The organism is Streptomyces sp. NPDC060205, from assembly GCF_042728395.1.
Lineage (GTDB): Bacteria > Actinomycetota > Actinomycetes > Streptomycetales > Streptomycetaceae > Streptomyces.
Genome location: NZ_JBHWZP010000066.1, coordinates 18919 through 35000, shown reverse-complemented (window position 1 = coordinate 35000; position 16082 = coordinate 18919). Strand labels below are relative to the sequence as shown.

Annotated in this window: 9 protein-coding genes; all 9 read right to left on the bottom strand. The window is 72.3% G+C overall.

The window, feature by feature from the left end:
• Positions 1 to 75 precede the first annotated feature (75 nt).
• Positions 76 to 1722, bottom strand: a complete 1647-nt coding sequence (locus ACFWGJ_RS14620; protein ID WP_387323776.1) for a M4 family metallopeptidase — start codon at positions 1720 to 1722, stop codon at positions 76 to 78.
• A gap of 319 nt (positions 1723 to 2041) precedes the next feature.
• Positions 2042 to 4078, bottom strand: coding sequence for a M4 family metallopeptidase (locus ACFWGJ_RS14615; RefSeq protein ID WP_387323774.1), 2037 nt, complete (start codon positions 4076 to 4078; stop codon positions 2042 to 2044).
• 340 nt (positions 4079 to 4418) lie between these two features.
• Entirely contained in the window at positions 4419 to 6245 is a 1827-nt protein-coding gene (locus ACFWGJ_RS14610; protein WP_387323772.1) for an ABC transporter ATP-binding protein, read from the bottom strand.
• Entirely contained in the window at positions 6242 to 8053 is a 1812-nt protein-coding gene (locus ACFWGJ_RS14605; protein WP_387323784.1) for an ABC transporter ATP-binding protein, read from the bottom strand. The genes ACFWGJ_RS14610 and ACFWGJ_RS14605 overlap by 4 nt, the downstream gene beginning before the upstream one ends.
• 50 nt (positions 8054 to 8103) lie before the next feature.
• On the bottom strand, positions 8104 to 9981 hold the full coding sequence (locus tag ACFWGJ_RS14600; protein WP_387323769.1) for an ABC transporter ATP-binding protein: 1878 nt from the start codon (positions 9979 to 9981) through the stop codon (positions 8104 to 8106).
• Positions 9978 to 11819 (bottom strand): ABC transporter ATP-binding protein, encoded by a 1842-nt coding sequence (locus ACFWGJ_RS14595; protein WP_387323767.1) that lies wholly within the window; start codon positions 11817 to 11819, stop codon positions 9978 to 9980. Before ACFWGJ_RS14595 ends, ACFWGJ_RS14600 begins: the two co-directional genes overlap by 4 nt.
• 81 nt (positions 11820 to 11900) lie before the next feature.
• Positions 11901 to 13328, bottom strand: a complete 1428-nt coding sequence (locus ACFWGJ_RS14590) for a sulfatase (protein ID WP_387323764.1) — start codon at positions 13326 to 13328, stop codon at positions 11901 to 11903.
• A gap of 103 nt (positions 13329 to 13431) precedes the next feature.
• Positions 13432 to 13527 carry a putative leader peptide gene (locus ACFWGJ_RS14585; protein WP_351152469.1) on the bottom strand — a complete coding sequence of 32 codons (96 nt, stop codon included), beginning with the start codon at positions 13525 to 13527 and terminating at the stop codon, positions 13432 to 13434.
• Between the two features lie 122 nt (positions 13528 to 13649).
• On the bottom strand, positions 13650 to 15965 hold the full coding sequence (gene glgX / locus ACFWGJ_RS14580) for a glycogen debranching protein GlgX (protein WP_387323762.1): 2316 nt from the start codon (positions 15963 to 15965) through the stop codon (positions 13650 to 13652).
• Positions 15966 to 16082 lie beyond the last annotated feature (117 nt).

The following is a 16082-nucleotide window of genomic DNA, read 5'->3' as shown; positions in this document are numbered from 1 at the left end:
TTGGCAACAACGTTTGGGGCGGAACCGGGCACGTTTTCCGTCCCGGGTACCGCCCCGCGCATACCTAGGTGGGCGTCACGCCACGTTCACGCCGGACCAGGCCGCCGCCACCGCCTTGTACTCGGTGCTCGTCGAGCCGTACAGCGCCGACGCCGCGCTCAGCGTCGCCGTACGGGCGCCCGCGTACTTCGTCGTGGACGTCATGTACTCGGTGAGCGCCTTGTACCAGATCTTGATGGCCTTGTCGCGGCCGATGCCGGTGAGCGTCGTGCCGTTGGACGTCGTGGAGTTGTAGCTGACTCCGTTGATCGTCTTGGCGCCGCTGCCCTCCGACAGGAGGTAGAAGAAGTGGTTCGCCGGGCCGGAGGAGTAGTGCACGTCCACCGAGCCGAGGCTGGACGACCAGCTGTCCTTGGACGCGCCGTCCTTGCTCGGCTTGTCCATGTAGCGCAGCGGGGTGCCGTTGCCGTTGATGTCGATCTTCTCGCCGATGAGGTAGTCGCCGACGTCGGACGAGCTGGCCGCGTAGAACTCGACCGCCGTGCCGAAGATGTCGGAGGTGGCCTCGTTCAGACCGCCGGACTCACCGCTGTAGTTGAGGCCCGCGGTGTTCGCGGTCACGCCGTGGCTCATCTCGTGGCCCGCGACGTCCAGCGAGGTGAGCGGCTTGACGCTGCCCGCGCCGTCGCCGTACGTCATGCAGAAGCAGGAGTCCTGCCAGAAGGCGTTGACGTACGCCGTGCTGTAGTGGACGCGGGAGTAGGCCGCGACGCCGTTGTTCTTGATGCCGGTGCGGCCGAGCACGTTCTTGTAGAAGTCCCAGGTGACCTGGGCCCCGTAGTGCGCGTCGACCGCGGCGGTCTGGGTGTTGGACGCCGCGCCCGTGCCCCAGGTGTCGTCCGCGTCGGTGAACAGGGTGCCGGTGCCGGAGGTGCCCTTGTTCAGGTTGTACGTCTTGTGCGAGCCCCGGGACGTGTCGTTGAGCTGGTACGTCGAGCCGGAGAGCGAGGTGCCGATGGTGACCTTGCCGGAGTACTGGCTGTTGCCGATACCGGTCTTGACCGCCTCCCACTCGTACAGCTTCTTGCCCGACTCGGCGTCGGTGACGACGTGCAGCTCCTGCGGGGTGCCATCGTGCTGGAAGCCGCCGACGACCGTCTCGTAGGCGAGGACCGGCTTGCCGTCGGCCGCCCAGACGACCTTGCGGGGCGCCTTGTCGGCGGCCGACTTGGTGCTGCCCTCGGCCTTCGCGGCGGTCACGGCCTGCTTCTCGGCCGCCGACTTGGCGATGGAGGGGGTGACGTCGGCGACCTTGATGGTGGCCTTGGTCGCCTTGGTCACGCCCTGCGTCGTACCGGCCTTGGTCTCGTGGACGACCAGGTCGCCGCCGAGGACCGGGAGTCCGTCGTACGTGCGCTCGTAGCGGGTGTGGGTCGTGCCGTCGACGTTCTTGACGACGTCTCTGACGACCAGCTTCTCCTTGGCGCCGAGACCTATCTCGTCGGCGGTCTGCGTCGTGGCGGCGTCGGCCTTCGCGATGAGGCTCGCACGGGCCGCCGGGGACAGCTGGACCGGGGACGCGGCGAGCGTCGCGTCGGAGCTCTCCGCCGGGGTCTGGGCGGAGGCACCGGTGGTCAGACCGGTGGTGAGGAGAGCACCGGCCGCGACAGCGGTGGCGATGGCCAGGGAGGTGCGGTTGCGACGCGCGTAGAGGGGGGTCACACAAGCTCCTTCGTGGGGGGTGTCCGACCGGTATGGGGAAGCGGTCGGGCTGCTGTGAAGTTGCGGTGCGGGTGTGCCTGCCGTGCGAGGTGAACAGTGCCAGGTGGGTCGCGTACATGTCAGCGGGGCAAATGGAGGTTGGCCGGAAATCGTCCGCTGCCCGAAGATCGGCGTACGCAATGCGGACTTGATCGCCCGCAAAGACCCGGCAATGGAACCGGCAGTGGGGGGTAAGGCGGCAGCAAAGCGTAAGCAAAGGGGGTGCCGCCCCGGGAGTCGCTTCCCGGGGCGGCACCCCCTGTGGGCCGGGGCCGTGCGGCTAGCTCGTCGGGAAGGTGATCTTCCAGCTGTTGATCCTGCCGACGTCCTGCGCCGCCTGGTCTTGAACCTTCAACTGCCAGGTGCCGTTGGCTACTTCGGTTGAAGCGTTGACCGTGTAGGGCTCGGTGACGTTGTCCGCGGAGTCCGAGGAGCTGAAGGACTTGAGGCGGTACGTCGAGCCGTCGGGCGCCACCAGGTCGATGACCAGGTCACCGCGCCAGGTGTGGGTGATGTTCGGCGTCACGATCAAGTTGGACGGGGCGTTTCCGGCCTGGCCGGAAACAGTTATCGAGGAGGTGACGGCGGCTCCGTTGTCCGGAATCGATACCGCGGTCGTGTTCTCGAAGGACGTGCCGCCGCCTCCGCCGCCGGGCCGGGTGCCGACGTTGATGCCGGCCCAGGCGTTCTGCACGGCCGTGTACTCGGCGCTCGTGGTGCCGTACAGCTCACCCGCGACCGCGAGTGTGCCGGTGCGGGCCGCCGCGTAGTTCGTCGTGGAGGTGAACTTGGTGGTGAGTGCCTTGAACCAGATCAGCGCGGCCTTGTCGCGGCCGATGCCGGTGACCGGCAGGCCGTCGGAGGTCGGCGAGTCGTACGCGACGCCGTTGACGGTCTTGGCGCCGCTGCCCTCGCTGAGCAGGTAGAAGAAGTGGTTCGCCGGGCCGGAGGAGTAGTGCACGTCCACCGAGCCGATGCCCGAGTACCAGCTGTCCTTGGACGCGCCGTCCTTGCTCGGCTTGTCCATGTACCGCAGCGGGGTGCCGTTGCCGTTGATGTCGATCTTCTCGCCGACCAGGTAGTCGCCGGCGTCGGAGCTGTTGCCGGCGTAGAACTCGACGGCCGCCGCGAAGATGTCGGAGGTCGCCTCGTTCAGACCGCCCGACTCGCCGCTGTAGACGAGCCCCGCGGTGTTCGCGGTCACGCCGTGCGTCATCTCGTGCGCGGCCACGTCGATCGACGTGAGCGGCTTGGCGTTGCCCGAGCCGTCGCCGTACGTCATGCAGAAGCAGGAGTCCTGCCAGAAGGCGTTGACGTAGTTGCTGCTGTAGTGGACGCGGGAGTACGCGCCGACGCCGTCACCGCGGATACCCGTGCGGCCCTGGACGTTCTTGTAGTAGTCCCAGGTCAGCGCGGCCCCGTAGTGGGCGTCCGCGGCGGCCGTCTCGGTGTTCGAGGCGGCGCCGTTGCCCCACACGTCGTCCGGGCCCGAGAAGAGCGTGCCGGTGCCCGACGTACCGCGGTTCAGGTTGTTCGTCTTGTGGTTGCCGCGCATGGTGTCCGTGAGGTTGTACGTCGACCCGGACTGGGCGCTGCCGAGCGTCACCGTGCCGCTGTACTGGGTGTTGCCGGTGCCGTTCTCGACGCCCTGGTACTCGTAGAGCTTCTTGCCGGTGGCCGCGTCCGTGATGACGTGCAGCTCGTTCGGGGTGCCGTCGTGCTGGAGCCCGCCGACGACCGTCTCGTACGCGAGGGTCGGCTTGCCGCTGGCCGCCCAGATCACCTTGCGGGCGCCGTCGGCCTCGGTCCGCTTCGAACCCTCCGCCGAAGCCGCCTTGAGCGCCTGCTTCTCCGCGACGGCCGGCTTCAGGGCGGCGCTGGTGGTGAGTCCCGTGAGCGAGGCCCGCACGGCCCGCGTGACGCCCTCCGTCTTCCCCGACTTCGCGGTGTCGACGACCAGGTCGCCGCCGAGGACCGGGAGTCCGGCCCAGGTGCGCTCGTAGCGCGTGTGGACGGTGCCGTCCGCGTCCTTGACGACGTCACGGACGACGAGCTTCTCCTTGGCGCCCAGGCCGAGTTCCGCCGCGGTGTCCGTCTTCGCGGAGTCGGCGTCGCGGATCAGCGCGGCGCGCTGGGCGGGGGAGAGCTTGACCGCCAGGGAGCCCTTGTCGAGCTTGCCCGGGGCGGGTGGGGCGTCGGCCGTCGCGGCGCCGGTCTGGACGGCCGCGGCGAGCAGGGCGGCGACGGCGACGAGCGCGCCGGCGGTCGCCCTGCGGGGGAGGGAGCGGGCTGTGGGTCTGTGGGAGGTGCGCTTCAACACGGACTCCTTCTGCGTGGCCACGAACGCGTGGCCAGGGGGGACCGGGCGGCCGGGAGCCGTCCGGGCAGAACAAGACGGAACGCAGAACCACGTGCTTGTACGTGTGCAGGTGCCGGCACTCGTGCTCATGGGGCCACGGGCGGGCACGGCCGTTCACCGCCTCACAGCCGTTTCTGTGAGGTTGCTGTGAAGCGGTCGTGGGAAGAGTGGCAGGAGATCGGCCGTTCTGTCAGGTGCGCATCAGGAAGTTGGCCGAAAGGCTCCGTTGTCCGGTTGGTCATGTTCGGTATACGGACCGGTTGCCGTACCGCCGACCGCTGTACGCAGGCCAGGGGACTCAGGAAGAGGGCGGGCGCTCGCCGTGCCAGGAGTGCCACAGCGCCGCGTAGGCGCCGCCGGCCGCCACGAGCCCTTCGTGCGTGCCGAGTTCGGTCAGCCGGCCCTCCTCCATCACCGCCACCCGGTCCGCGTCGTGCGCGGTGTGCAGCCGGTGCGCGATGGCGATGACGGTGCGCCCTTCGAGCACGGCGGCCAGCGCACGCTCCGTGTGGCGGGCGGTGGCCGGGTCGAGCAGCGCCGTGGCCTCGTCGAGGATCAGGGTGTGCGGGTCGGCCAGCACCACCCGCGCCAGCGCCAGTTGCTGGGCCCGCGAGCCGTCCGCGACCGGCGCCCCGCCCGGCCGCCGGGCGGGGTCGGCGCCCGCGGGACGGCCGCCGGGACCCAGCTCCGCGTCGAGCCCGTCCGGCAGTTCCCGCACCCAGTCGTCGGCGCCGACCGCCGCGAGCGCCGCCCACAACGCGGCGTCGCCGGCGGCCGGATCGGCGATCAGCAGATTGTCGCGGACCGTGCCCAGGAACACGTGGTGCTCCTGGGTGACGAGCACGACCTGCCGCCGCAGCTGCTCCGGGTCCAGACCCGCGATCGGCACCCCGCCGACCGTCACCGTGCCGGAGCCCGGCACGTCGATGCCCGCGAGCAGCCGGCTCAGGGTCGTCTTCCCGGCGCCCGAAGGGCCCACGACGGCCAGCCGCTCCCCGGGCCGCACGGTCAGGTCGACCCCGCGCAGCACCTCACCGCCGCGGTCGTACGCGTACCGCACCCCCCGGACCTCGATCAGGTCGTCCACCGGGGCGGGGGACCTCGACGGCGGGCCCGACGGTGACCCCGGCCCCGCGGGGGCGGTCCGCGGGGCCCGCGCGAGGCCCTCCACCCGGGCGAACGAGGCGCCGCTGCTCTGCAGTTGCTCCACCCGCATCAGGATCGTGTCGAGCGGCGACTCCAGCTGACGCAGATACAGGGCCGCCGCGACGACCGCCCCCACGCTCATCGCGCCCCGCGCGTGCAGGACGCCGCCCGCCATCAGGACGACGGCCACCGGCAGCACGTTCGAGATCTCCACGCTCAGGAAGAACACGGACCGCAGGTTCAGCGTGTGCATCCGGGTGCGGCGGGACACGTCGAGGGCGTCCCGGCTCGCGGTGACGCGCCCCCGCTGCAGCCCGAACGCCTCGACCGTACGCGCGCCGGACGTGGTCGCCGAGACGATCTCGGCGACCTGCGAGGTGGCGGCGCCCTCGGCGAGGTAGGCGGGCCGTGCCCGGCGCAGATACCACCGCAGGGCGAACCAGATACCGGCCTGGGCGAGCACCGCGCAGACGCCCAGCAGCGGATCGAGCAGGAAGACCGCCCCGATGAGGAACAGCGCCTGCACCGAGGAGATCAGCAGCTCGGGACCCGCGTCGCGCAGGGTCGTGCCCACCACGGCGACGTCCGCGGTGCCGCGGGCCGTCAGATCGCCGGTGCCCGCCCGCTCCACCACGGACGCGGGCAGTGCCAGCGCCCGGTCGACGAACTCCTCGCGCACCCGCGCCAGCGTCCGCTCCCCGAACCGGTGCCCCACGAACCGGGCGGCCCGCGCCAGCAGCAGCTGAAGGGGAGCGCACACCAGGATGACGAGCGCCAGCCGGTCCACGGCGGCGACCCCGGCACCGGCCCTGACCTCGTCGACGATGCGGCCGAGCAGCCACGGGCCGGCCAGACCGGCAGCGGCGGCCAGCGCGTTCAGGACGAGCACGGCGGCGAAGGCGCGGCCGTCCGCGCGGATCAGCCGGGCCGCGGCGGCGCGCACGTCGGCCGGTCCCGCGACCGGCAACTGCGTGCTCACCGCACGGCCCCTTCCGGCTCCTGCGCGTCGCGCCCGCCGGTCCGTGCGGCCTGCTCGCCGCGCGGGTCCGTGTCGCGGGCCACCAGCGCCCGGTACCCCGGCTCCCCGTCGAGGAGTTCGCGGTGCCCGCCGACGGCCGCGACCTCGCCGTCGACCAGGTAGTACACGGTGTCCACCTGGTCGAGCACCAGCGGCGAGGTGCTGGTGACGAGGGTCGTGCGGCCGGTGCGCGCCGCGCGCAGCCGGGCGGCGACCGCGGCCTCGGTGTGCGCGTCGAGCGCCGAGGTGGGCTCGACCGCGAGCAGCACCTCGGGGTCGGCGAGCAGGGCGCGGGCGAGGCGTACGCGCTGCCGCTGGCCCCCGGAGAGGCTGCGGCCCTGCGCGTCGACGGCCGAGTCGAGCCCGTCGGGCAGCCCGAGCACGATGTCGTCCGCGACGGCCGCGTGCACGGCCCTGCCGACGGCCGTGTCGTCCGTGCCGTCCGCCTCCAGGCGGCCGGCGAGCAGTTCGCGCAGGGTGCCCGCGAACAGGTCGGCCTCGTTGTCGGCGACCAGGATCCGCTCCCGTATCCGCGGCAGGGCGATCGCATCGAGCCGAACGCCGCCCCAGGTGGCCGCCGAGGCGGTGTACCGGCCGAGCCGGTCGACCACGGCGGCGGACTCCGCGGGCCGGGCGCAGGCCAGCGCGGTCAGCGTGCCCGGAACCACCCGGACACCGGAGTGCGGATCGTGCAGCACCGAGGGCTCCGCGGGGGCGTCCGCGGGGCCGTTCGCGGCGGGGTCCTCCGCCGGGCCCGCGGGGGAGTCGTCCGCCATCAGGGGCTCAAGGGCCAGGAAGCGTACGACGCGTCGGGCGGCCACCACGCCCCGGCTGATCTGGTAGCCGCACTCGACGAAGAACGCCACCGGGCCCACCAGGACCGCCGCGTAGCCGTACACGGACACCAGCTCGCCGACGGTGAGCGAGCCCTGCGCGGCGAGCCGGGCCGCCAGCCAGGTCACCACGGCCAGGAACACCGTCGGCAGCCCCACGCCGAGCGCCTGGAGCCAGCTCGTCACGGCCCCGACCTGGTACCCCTGGTCCCGCAGCAGCCGCGAGTCCCGGCGGAAGGCGTCCGCGAACAGCCCCTTCCCGCCGAGGCCGTTGAGGACCCGCAGTCCGCCCGCGAGGTCCCCGATCCGCGCGGTCAGCGTGCCCTGCAGCTCTCGGTACTCCGTCTCCGTGCCCCGCAGCCGTCCCATCAGGGGGCCGATGAGGACGACGATCACCGGGATGCCGATCAGGACCACCGCGGCCAGCGGCGGCGACACCGACAGCAGCAGCCCGGCCACGACGACATAGGCGGCGGCCGAGCCGACGCCGGGCCCCACGACGGTCAGCGCCCCGCTGATCGTCAGCACGTCACCGACGCCGATCGTGACGACCTCACCGGTCCCCGTCTGCCGGGACAGCCCGGCGCCCAGCCGGGCCGCCTGCCCCACGACGAGCTTCACCGTACGGAAGTTGGCGTCCATCCGGACCTTGGTCATCGTGCGGTGACGCAGGACGCCCACCACGGCGTTGAACACCCCGAGGCCCAGCAGCGCCGCGCACCACCAGGCCAGCACCGCCCGGTCGCCCGGCTCCAGCCCGTCGTCGATCGCCCGGGCCAGCAGATACGGCGTCAGCGCGATGAGCACCAGCCAGGTGGTGGCGAGCACCGCGCCCGCCACGGACCGGCCCGGCTGCCGGGTGACCAGCCACCACAGGTACCGGCCGCCGCCGCGCAGGTCCGGCACGCCGGGATCCTCGTACGCGAAGCGTTCCAGGCGGCTCCTCCGCCCGGGGCCCGCCTTCCGCGGGTCCGCCCGCTTCGGCGTCACTCGGCGTGCTCCTGCACCAGGCTGTCCCGCCAGGCCCGGTGCAGGTCCGCGAACCGGCCCGTGTCCGTGACGAGCCGGTCGGGGCTGCCGTCCTCGACGATGCGGCCGTGCTCCATGACGAGGACCCGGTCGGCGATCTCGACCGTGGAGAGCCGGTGGGCGATGACCACCGCCGTACGGCCGCGCAGGACCGTGTGCATGGCCCGCTGGACGGCCCGTTCGCCCGGCACGTCCAGCGAACTGGTCGCCTCGTCGAGGATCAGGACCGCCGGGTCGGCCAGCAACGCCCGCGCGAACGCCACCAGTTGCCGCTGGCCGGCCGAGATGCGCCCGCCCCTCTTGCGTACGTCCGTGTCGTAGCCGTCGGGCAGGGAGCTGATGAAGTCGTGGGCGCCGATGGCCTTCGCGGCCCGCTCGATGTCCTCGCGGGAGGCGTCGGGGCGGCCGATGGCGATGTTCTCCGCGACCGTGCCGGAGAACAGGAACGCCTCCTGCGTCACCATCACCACACCGCGCCGCAGTTCGGGCACGGACAGCTCGCGCAGATCCACGCCGTCGAGCAGGACGCGGCCGGTCGTGGGGTCGTAGAAGCGGGCCAGTAGCTTGGCGAGCGTCGACTTCCCCGCGCCCGTGGAGCCGACCACGGCGACGGTCTGGCCCGCCGGCAGCGTCAGCGAGAAGGACGGCAGCACCTCGCCGCCCGTCCGGTACGCGAACCGCACGTCGTCGAACACGACCTCCCTGCCCGGCAGTTCGGAGGCGAGCGCGGGCAGCTCACGCGGCTGCGACGGCTGCGGCACCGACGGGACCTGGGCCAGCAGACCCGCGATCTTCTCCATCGAGGCAGCCGCCGACTGGTACGAGTTCAGGAACATGCCGAGCCGGTCGATCGGGTCGTACAGCCGTCTCAGGTACAGCACCGCGGCGGCCAGCACGCCCAGCGCGAGCGACCCGGACGCCACCCGGTACGCGCCCCACAGCACGATCCCCGCGACCGCCGTGTTGGCGACCAGGCGGGAACCGACCACATAGCGGGCCATCTCCAGGATGGCGTCGCCGTTGACGCGTTCGTGGTGGCTGTTGAGCGTATGGAAGGCCGAGTCGTTGACGGCCTCGCGGCGGAAGGCGCGCACCGGCCTGATGCCGTTCATCGTCTCCGCGAACTTCACGATGACCGCCGCGATGGCCGTCGAGCGGACGGCGAAGATCCGGCCGGCGCGGCGCCGGTAGAGCCGGATGAGGAGGTACAGCGGCACGAACGAGGCGACCGCGACCGCGCCGAGGCCCAGGTCCAGCCAGAGCAGCATCGTGGAGATGTAGACGAACGACAGGATGACGGTGATCAGTTCCTGGAGGCCCTCGCTGAGCAGTTCGCGCAGCGACTCGACGTCCGTCGTGGAGCGCGAGATGAGCCGGCCCGAGGTGTAGCGCTCGTGGAAGTCGACGCTGAGCGCCTGCGCGTGCCGGAAGATCCTGCCGCGCAGGTCCAGCAGGACGTCCTGGTTGACGCGGGCCGAGGTGCGCACGAAGCCGTACTGGAGGGCGCCGGCCGCCACCGAGCACAGCGCGTACGCGACCGCCACCGCGATCAGCGGGCCGTTGTCGTCGGCGCGGAAGGCCGGTACGGCGCGGTCGATCGCGTACGCCACGAGCATCGGGCCCGCCTGCACCGCCGCCTGCTGGAGCAGCAGGAGGACCGCCGCGAGGACGACGCGGGCCTTCATGGGCGCGAGCAGGGAGCGCAGGAGGGTGGCCGTGGCGCGCGGGGGAGCGGGCAGGGCGTCACGGTCGAAGGGATCGCCGTCCCTGGGCGGCGGATCCGCCGGACGGTTCTGGCTGTCGTCTGCCGGCGCGGTGGTCGTGGGCGCCGTCATCGGTTCTCCCTCTCGCTCGTCTGTGTCCTTCCCGACATCAGCCAGGCGTACTCCGCGCTCGTGCGCAGCAGTTCGTGGTGGGTGCCCACGGCGGTGACACGGCCGCCGGAGAGCAGGGCGACGCGGTCGGCGAGCAGGACCGTGGACGGGCGGTGGGCCACGACCAGCGCGGTCGTCCCGGCGAGGACGCGCCGCAGGGCCGCTTCGACCAGGGCCTCCGTGTGGACGTCCAGGGCGGACAGCGGATCGTCCAGGACGAGGAAGCGGGGGTTGCCGACGACGGCTCTCGCCAGGGCCAGGCGCTGGCGCTGCCCGCCGGAGAGGCTGAGGCCCTGCTCGCCGACCTGGGTGTCGGTGCCGCCCGGCAGCGCGTGGACGAAGTCGGCCTGTGCGACGGCCAGGGCGCGGGCGAGATCGGCCTCGCCCGCGGTGTCCGGCGCCCCCATGAGGACGTTCTCGCCGACCCTCGCGGAGAAGAGAGTGGGTTCCTCGAAGGCGACGGCCACGAGGGCGCGCAGTTCCTCCCGGGGCATCGCGGTGATGTCCACGCCGTCCAGCGTGATCCGGCCCGCGGTGACCTCGTGCAGCCGGGGCACGAGCGCGGTGAGCGTGGTCTTCCCGGACCCCGTACCGCCCACCAGGGCCATGGTCTCGCCGGGCCGGATGTGCAGATCGATCCCGTCGAGCACGGGAACGCTGCCGGACTCGGCGTCGGGATACCGGAACCGGACCCCGTCGAACCGGAGCCCGGCCCCCGCACCGTCCGCCGGTGTCGCCCCGGAGGCCCGTGCCGCCCCGGACGCCGGCGCGGTGTCCGACTCCGGGGCCGCGTCCATGACCTCGAAGTAGCGTTCCGTGGCCGTCGCCGCCTCCTGGCTCATGGCCAGCAGGAAGCCGATCGACTCCACCGGCCAGCGCAGGGCGAGGGCCGTGGAGAGGAACGCGACCAGCGTGCCGGCCGACAGGGAACCGTCGGCCACCTGCACCGTGCCGAGCACCAGGGCCGCGCCGATGGCCAGTTCGGGCAGGGTCGTGATCGCGGCGTAGATCCCGGCGAGCAGCCGCGCCTTCGCCAGTTCCGTGCCGCGCAGCGTCCGGGACAGCTCCCGGAAGGCGAGCGCCTGGCTGCGGTGGCGGCCGAACCCCTTGATGATCCGGATGCCCAGCACGCTCTCCTCGACGAGCGTCGTCAGATCACCGACCTGGTCCTGCGCCTGCCGCGCCACCCGCGAGTACCGCTTCTCGAAGAGCCAGCAGACGATCATCACCGGGACGGCCGGCGCGAGCAGGACCAGTCCCAGCGTCCAGTCCTGGGCCAGCATGATCAGGACGCCCACGAGGATCGTCACCGAGTTGACCAGCAGGAACGTCAGCGGGAAGGCGAGGAACATCCGCAGCAGCATCAGATCCGTCGTCCCCCGCGACAGCAGCTGCCCCGAGGGCCAGCGGTCGTGGAAGGCGATGGGCAGCCGCTGCAGATGCCGGTACAGATCGCCCCGCATCGCCGCCTCGACCCCGGCGAGCGGCCGGGCGACCAGCCACCGCCGGAGTCCGAAGAGCACCGCCTCCGCGATGCCGAGCAGCAGCAGGTACAGCGCGCCGAGCCACACCCCGCCCGTGTCCCGGTCGGCCACCGGCCCGTCCACGATCCACTTCAGGACGAGCGGGATCACCAGTCCCGTACAGGAGGCGACGACCGCGACGACGGCCGCGACGGCCAGCCGTCCGCGCACGGGCTTCACATACGGCCACAGCCGCAGCAGGCTGCGTACGGCGGAACGGCTCCGGGCGGGTCGGGTCTCGTCGGTTCCCTCGGCGGGCGCAGGTGTGGTGGGCATCAGCAGCGAGCCTACGTTTCGGCACTGACAACACCCAGCGAGTTTTCGCCGGTCGCGGCCCGCCGAGGGCCGAGAGCCGCCCTACGTGGTCGGGTACGGGAGAAGGGTCGCCGCCGTCCTCTCCCAGGCCGCCCTCAGCTCGGCGAGCAGCTCCGGCCGGTCCGGCGCCAGATCGGCCTGCTCGCGCGCATCGGCCGCCAGGTTGTAGAGATGGTCGTCGCCCTGTTCGTCCCGGTAGTACTTCCAGTCGCCGCGCCGCAGCGCCCGGTTGGCCCGTACCCGCCAGAACAGGTCGCGCTCCCGCGGCCGTTCGCCCTTCAGCAGGTAGCCGGCGAGGCTGGTGCCGTCCAGCGGGTACGCCGGGTCGGGCCGGGCGCCGCCCACCTCCAGCAGGGTCGCGGTCCAGTCGGGGGAGAAGTGGGGCTCGTGACTGACCTGGTGGCCGTCGATGCGGGCCGGCCAGCGCACGATCGCCGGCACCCGGATCCCGCCCTCCAGGAGCACGAACTTCTCCCCGCTGAGCGGCCAGTTGTAGGAGTAGCGCTCCCCGCCGTTGTCGCTGGCGAACAGCACCAGCGTGTTCTCCTCCTGCCCGGAGCGCCGCAGCGCCGCGAGGACCTCGCCGACGGCCGCGTCCAGGCTCTCCACCATCTGCGCGTACTTCTCGACCGAGCCGCCGTCGAAGTGGTTGAGCGCCCGGGAGACCTCCCCCTGGTTCTTCGCGGCCCGGATCTTCGCGGCGATCTGCGCGCCGCTCTCCGCGTCGTCCTCGGCGAGCCAGGGCCAGTGCGGGGTGGTGAAGTTGAGGTTCAGCAGCCACGGCTTGTCGTGGTCCCGGCCGACGTACTCGACGGCCCGCTCGGTGAGCACCTCGGTGTAGTAGCGCAGGTCCTCGTACTCGGCGTCGCCCTCGTAGAGGTCGTGGTCGCCGAGCTGGCCGAGCTTGGAGAAGTACTCCAGGACACCGCCGAAGTTGCCGAAGAACTCGTCCCAGCCCGACTTGGTGGGGCTGTGGTCGGGCAGCCAGCCGCAGTGCCACTTGCCGATCAGCGCGGTGGAGTAGCCCGCCTTCTTCAACAGGGAGGCGAGCGTGGGGTGGCTCGGGTCGAGCCCCTGTGACCTGTTGGCGATCGGCTCGGCGAGACCGCCGGGCGTACGGCCCGGATAGCGCCCGGTGTAGAGGCTGAACCGGGTCGGCGAGCAGGTCGCGGACCCGGAGTACGCGTCGGTGAACCGCACTCCCTGGCGGGCGAGCCGGTCCAGGTGGGGCGTTTTGATGTGCGGGGCGCCGTACGAGGAGAGGTCGGCCCAGCCGAGGTCGTCACCCAGGACGACCAGGATGTTGGGCCGTCGGCCGGACGCGGAGCCGGAGGTGCGGGCCGCGAAGGGCCGTTCGGCGGCGGTCGCCCCGGCCGCGGCGGCCGGAGCGGTACCGGCCGTGGTCGCGACGGCCGTCACGGCACCGCCACCGACGAGCCCACCGAAGGTACGACGGGATATCTCAGGCATACGGGATCCTCGGATACAGGGGGGGGAGTGCATGGCCAGGAAGCGCTCGGAGCGCGGGAAACGCGGAAGGGAACCGCGGGAAACGCGGGAAGGGGCCGCGGGCTCAGCGACAGATCGCGCTGGACTGCCGGCACAGATCGACGTGGCGCCGCTCCACGAGCGCGACACACGCGCACGGGTGATCAGCGGACGGCCTCATGGCAAGGGACGTTCCCAGTGCGTCACCTGGGACGTCAACAGCTGTCCGGATCGCGGAAGGCGCCTGCGCACGGGTGAGGCACCCTGCGCGCCTGCGTGTGCGGGAGAGGGCTGGGGCGTCCCTCAGTCCGCCACCCGCAGCAGCAGCACCGCCCGCGCCGGCACGGTGATCGTCGCGCCCGCCCGGTGCACCACGCCCGGCGCGGCCGACTGCTCCTCCCGCGAGGTGTCGACGACGACCTCGTACGACCGGGCCCACGGCGGTCCCGGCAGGACGAAGCCCGCGGGTCTGTCGCCCGCGTGCAGCACCGCGAGGAAGCTGTCGTCCGTCACGGGCACGCCCCGCGCGTCCCGCCCCGGGATGTCCCGCCCGGACAGGAACATGCCCAGCGTGCCCGCGGGCGCGTACCAGTCCCGTTCCGTCATCTCCGTGCCGTGCGCGGTGAACCACGCCAGGTCCCGCAGTCCGTCGGCGGAGTGCGCCCGCCCGGAGAAGAAGGCGCGCCGCCGCAGCACCGGATGCGCGTGGCGCAGCGCGATCAGCCGGGACGTCAGATCGAACAGGGCCCGCCAGCCGGGGTCGTCCAGCAGGCTCCAGTCGAGCCAGCTGATCTCGTTGTCCTGGCAGTACGCGTTGTTGTTGCCGCCCTGGGTGCGCCCCAGTTCGTCGCCCGCGACCAGCATCGGCACACCCGTGGAGAGCAGCAGCGTGGTCAGCAGGTTACGGAGCTGGCGGCGCCGCAGACCGCGGATCCGCGCGTCCTCGGTCTCTCCCTCGGTGCCGCAGTTCCACGCCCGGTTGTCGTCGGTGCCGTCCCGGTTCCCCTCGCCGTTGGCCTCGTTGTGCTTGCGCTCGTACGACACCATGTCCCGCAGGGTGAAGCCGTCGTGGGCGGTCACGAAGTTCACCGAGGCGTACGGCCGCCGCCCGCCCCAGGCGTACAGGTCGCTGGAGCCCGAGAGCCGGTACCCGAGGTCCCGTACGTCCGGCAGCGCGCCCCGCCAGTAGTCCCGTACGGCGTTGCGGTAGCGGTCGTTCCACTCCGTCCACAGGGGTGGGAAGGCGCCCACCTGGTAGCCGCCGGAGCCGACGTCCCACGGCTCGGCGATCAGCTTCACGCGGCGCAGCACCGGGTCCTGCGCGATGACGGCCAGGAACGGCGACAGCATGTCGACGTCGTGCATGGACCGGGCCAGGGCCGCCGCGAGGTCGAAGCGGAAGCCGTCGACGCCCATCTCCGTGACCCAGTAGCGCAGCGAGTCCGTGATCAGCCGCAGCACGTGCGGCTGGACGACGTGCAGGGTGTTGCCGCAGCCCGTGTAGTCCGCGTACCGCCGCGCGTCGTCCTGCAGCCGGTAGTAGCCGCGGTTGTCGATCCCGCGCAGCGACAGCGTGGGGCCCAGCTCGCTCGCCTCCGCGGTGTGGTTGTAGACCACGTCGAGGATGACCTCTATCCCGGCGGCGTGCAGCGCGCGGACCATCCGCTTGAACTCGCCGACCTGCTGGCCGTTGGTCCCGGAGGCCGCGTATCCGGCGTGCGGGGCGAAGTAGCCGATCGAGTTGTAGCCCCAGTAGTTCTTCATGCCGCGGCGCAGCAGATGGTCCTCGTGCGCGAACTGGTGCACCGGCAGCAGTTCCACGGCCGTCACCCCGAGGGCCACCAGGTGCTCGATCGCCGCCGGGTGCGCCAGCCCCGCGTACGTGCCGCGCAGTTCCTCCGGGATGCCCGGGTGCAGCTTGGTGAAGCCCTTGACGTGCAGCTCGTAGATGACGGAGTCCGCCCACGGCGTCTTCGGACGGCGGTCGTCCGCCCACTCGTCACCGGGAGTGTCGTCGTGGACGACGACCCCCTTGGGGACGAACGGCGCCGAGTCCCTGTCGTCGCGCACGGTGTCCGCCACATGCTGCTGCGGCCAGTCCCGCACATGCCCGTACACCTCCGGCGGCAGACTCCCGAACTCGTCGCGTCCCGCGCCGTCCACGGCACGGGCGTACGGGTCCAGGAGGAGTTTCGCGGGGTTCCAGCGGGCGCCCGTCCACGGGTCCCAGCGGCCGTGCACCCGGAAGCCGTACCGCTGCCCGGGCCGCACGCCGGGCACGAAACCGTGCCAGATCTCATGCGTCAGCTCGGTGAGGGGGACCCGGACCTCGACGCCGTCGCCCTCGCCGCCGGGGTCGTCCGGCGAGCCGAAGAGACACAGCTCCACGGACTCGGCCCCGCCCGCCCACAGCGCGAAGTTGGTGCCCGACACCCCGTCGGGCCCGGTCCTGAAGCGCGCCCCGAGCGGGGTCGGCGCACCCGGCCACACGGGGACGCCCGGCGCCGTGCGCGCCGTTCCGTTCACCGCGGGGGCGGCCTGTGCGGGCAGCCCCCTGCCGAGGGCGCGCCCCTCCTGCACCGGTTCCCGCACTGCCTCCTGCTCGGCTGCGCTCGACACCCTGGGCCCTCCCGCGGCTCGGTCGGAGCGGCACGAGGAGGACCGCGGTGTCCCGGCCGCGGTCCTGTGTCGCGTCGTCCTCCCCACTGTTCTGCCCAGAGCCGGGCGCGCACTCAC

Coding starts and splice junctions, on each gene's coding strand:
- ACFWGJ_RS14585 (WP_351152469.1), bottom strand. CDS start 13,527: ATGAGGCCGTCCGCTGATCACCCGTGCGCGTGTGTCGCGCTCGTGGAG.
- ACFWGJ_RS14590 (WP_387323764.1), bottom strand. CDS start 13,328: ATGCCTGAGATATCCCGTCGTACCTTCGGTGGGCTCGTCGGTGGCGGT.
- ACFWGJ_RS14600 (WP_387323769.1), bottom strand. CDS start 9,981: ATGACGGCGCCCACGACCACCGCGCCGGCAGACGACAGCCAGAACCGT.
- ACFWGJ_RS14595 (WP_387323767.1), bottom strand. CDS start 11,819: ATGCCCACCACACCTGCGCCCGCCGAGGGAACCGACGAGACCCGACCC.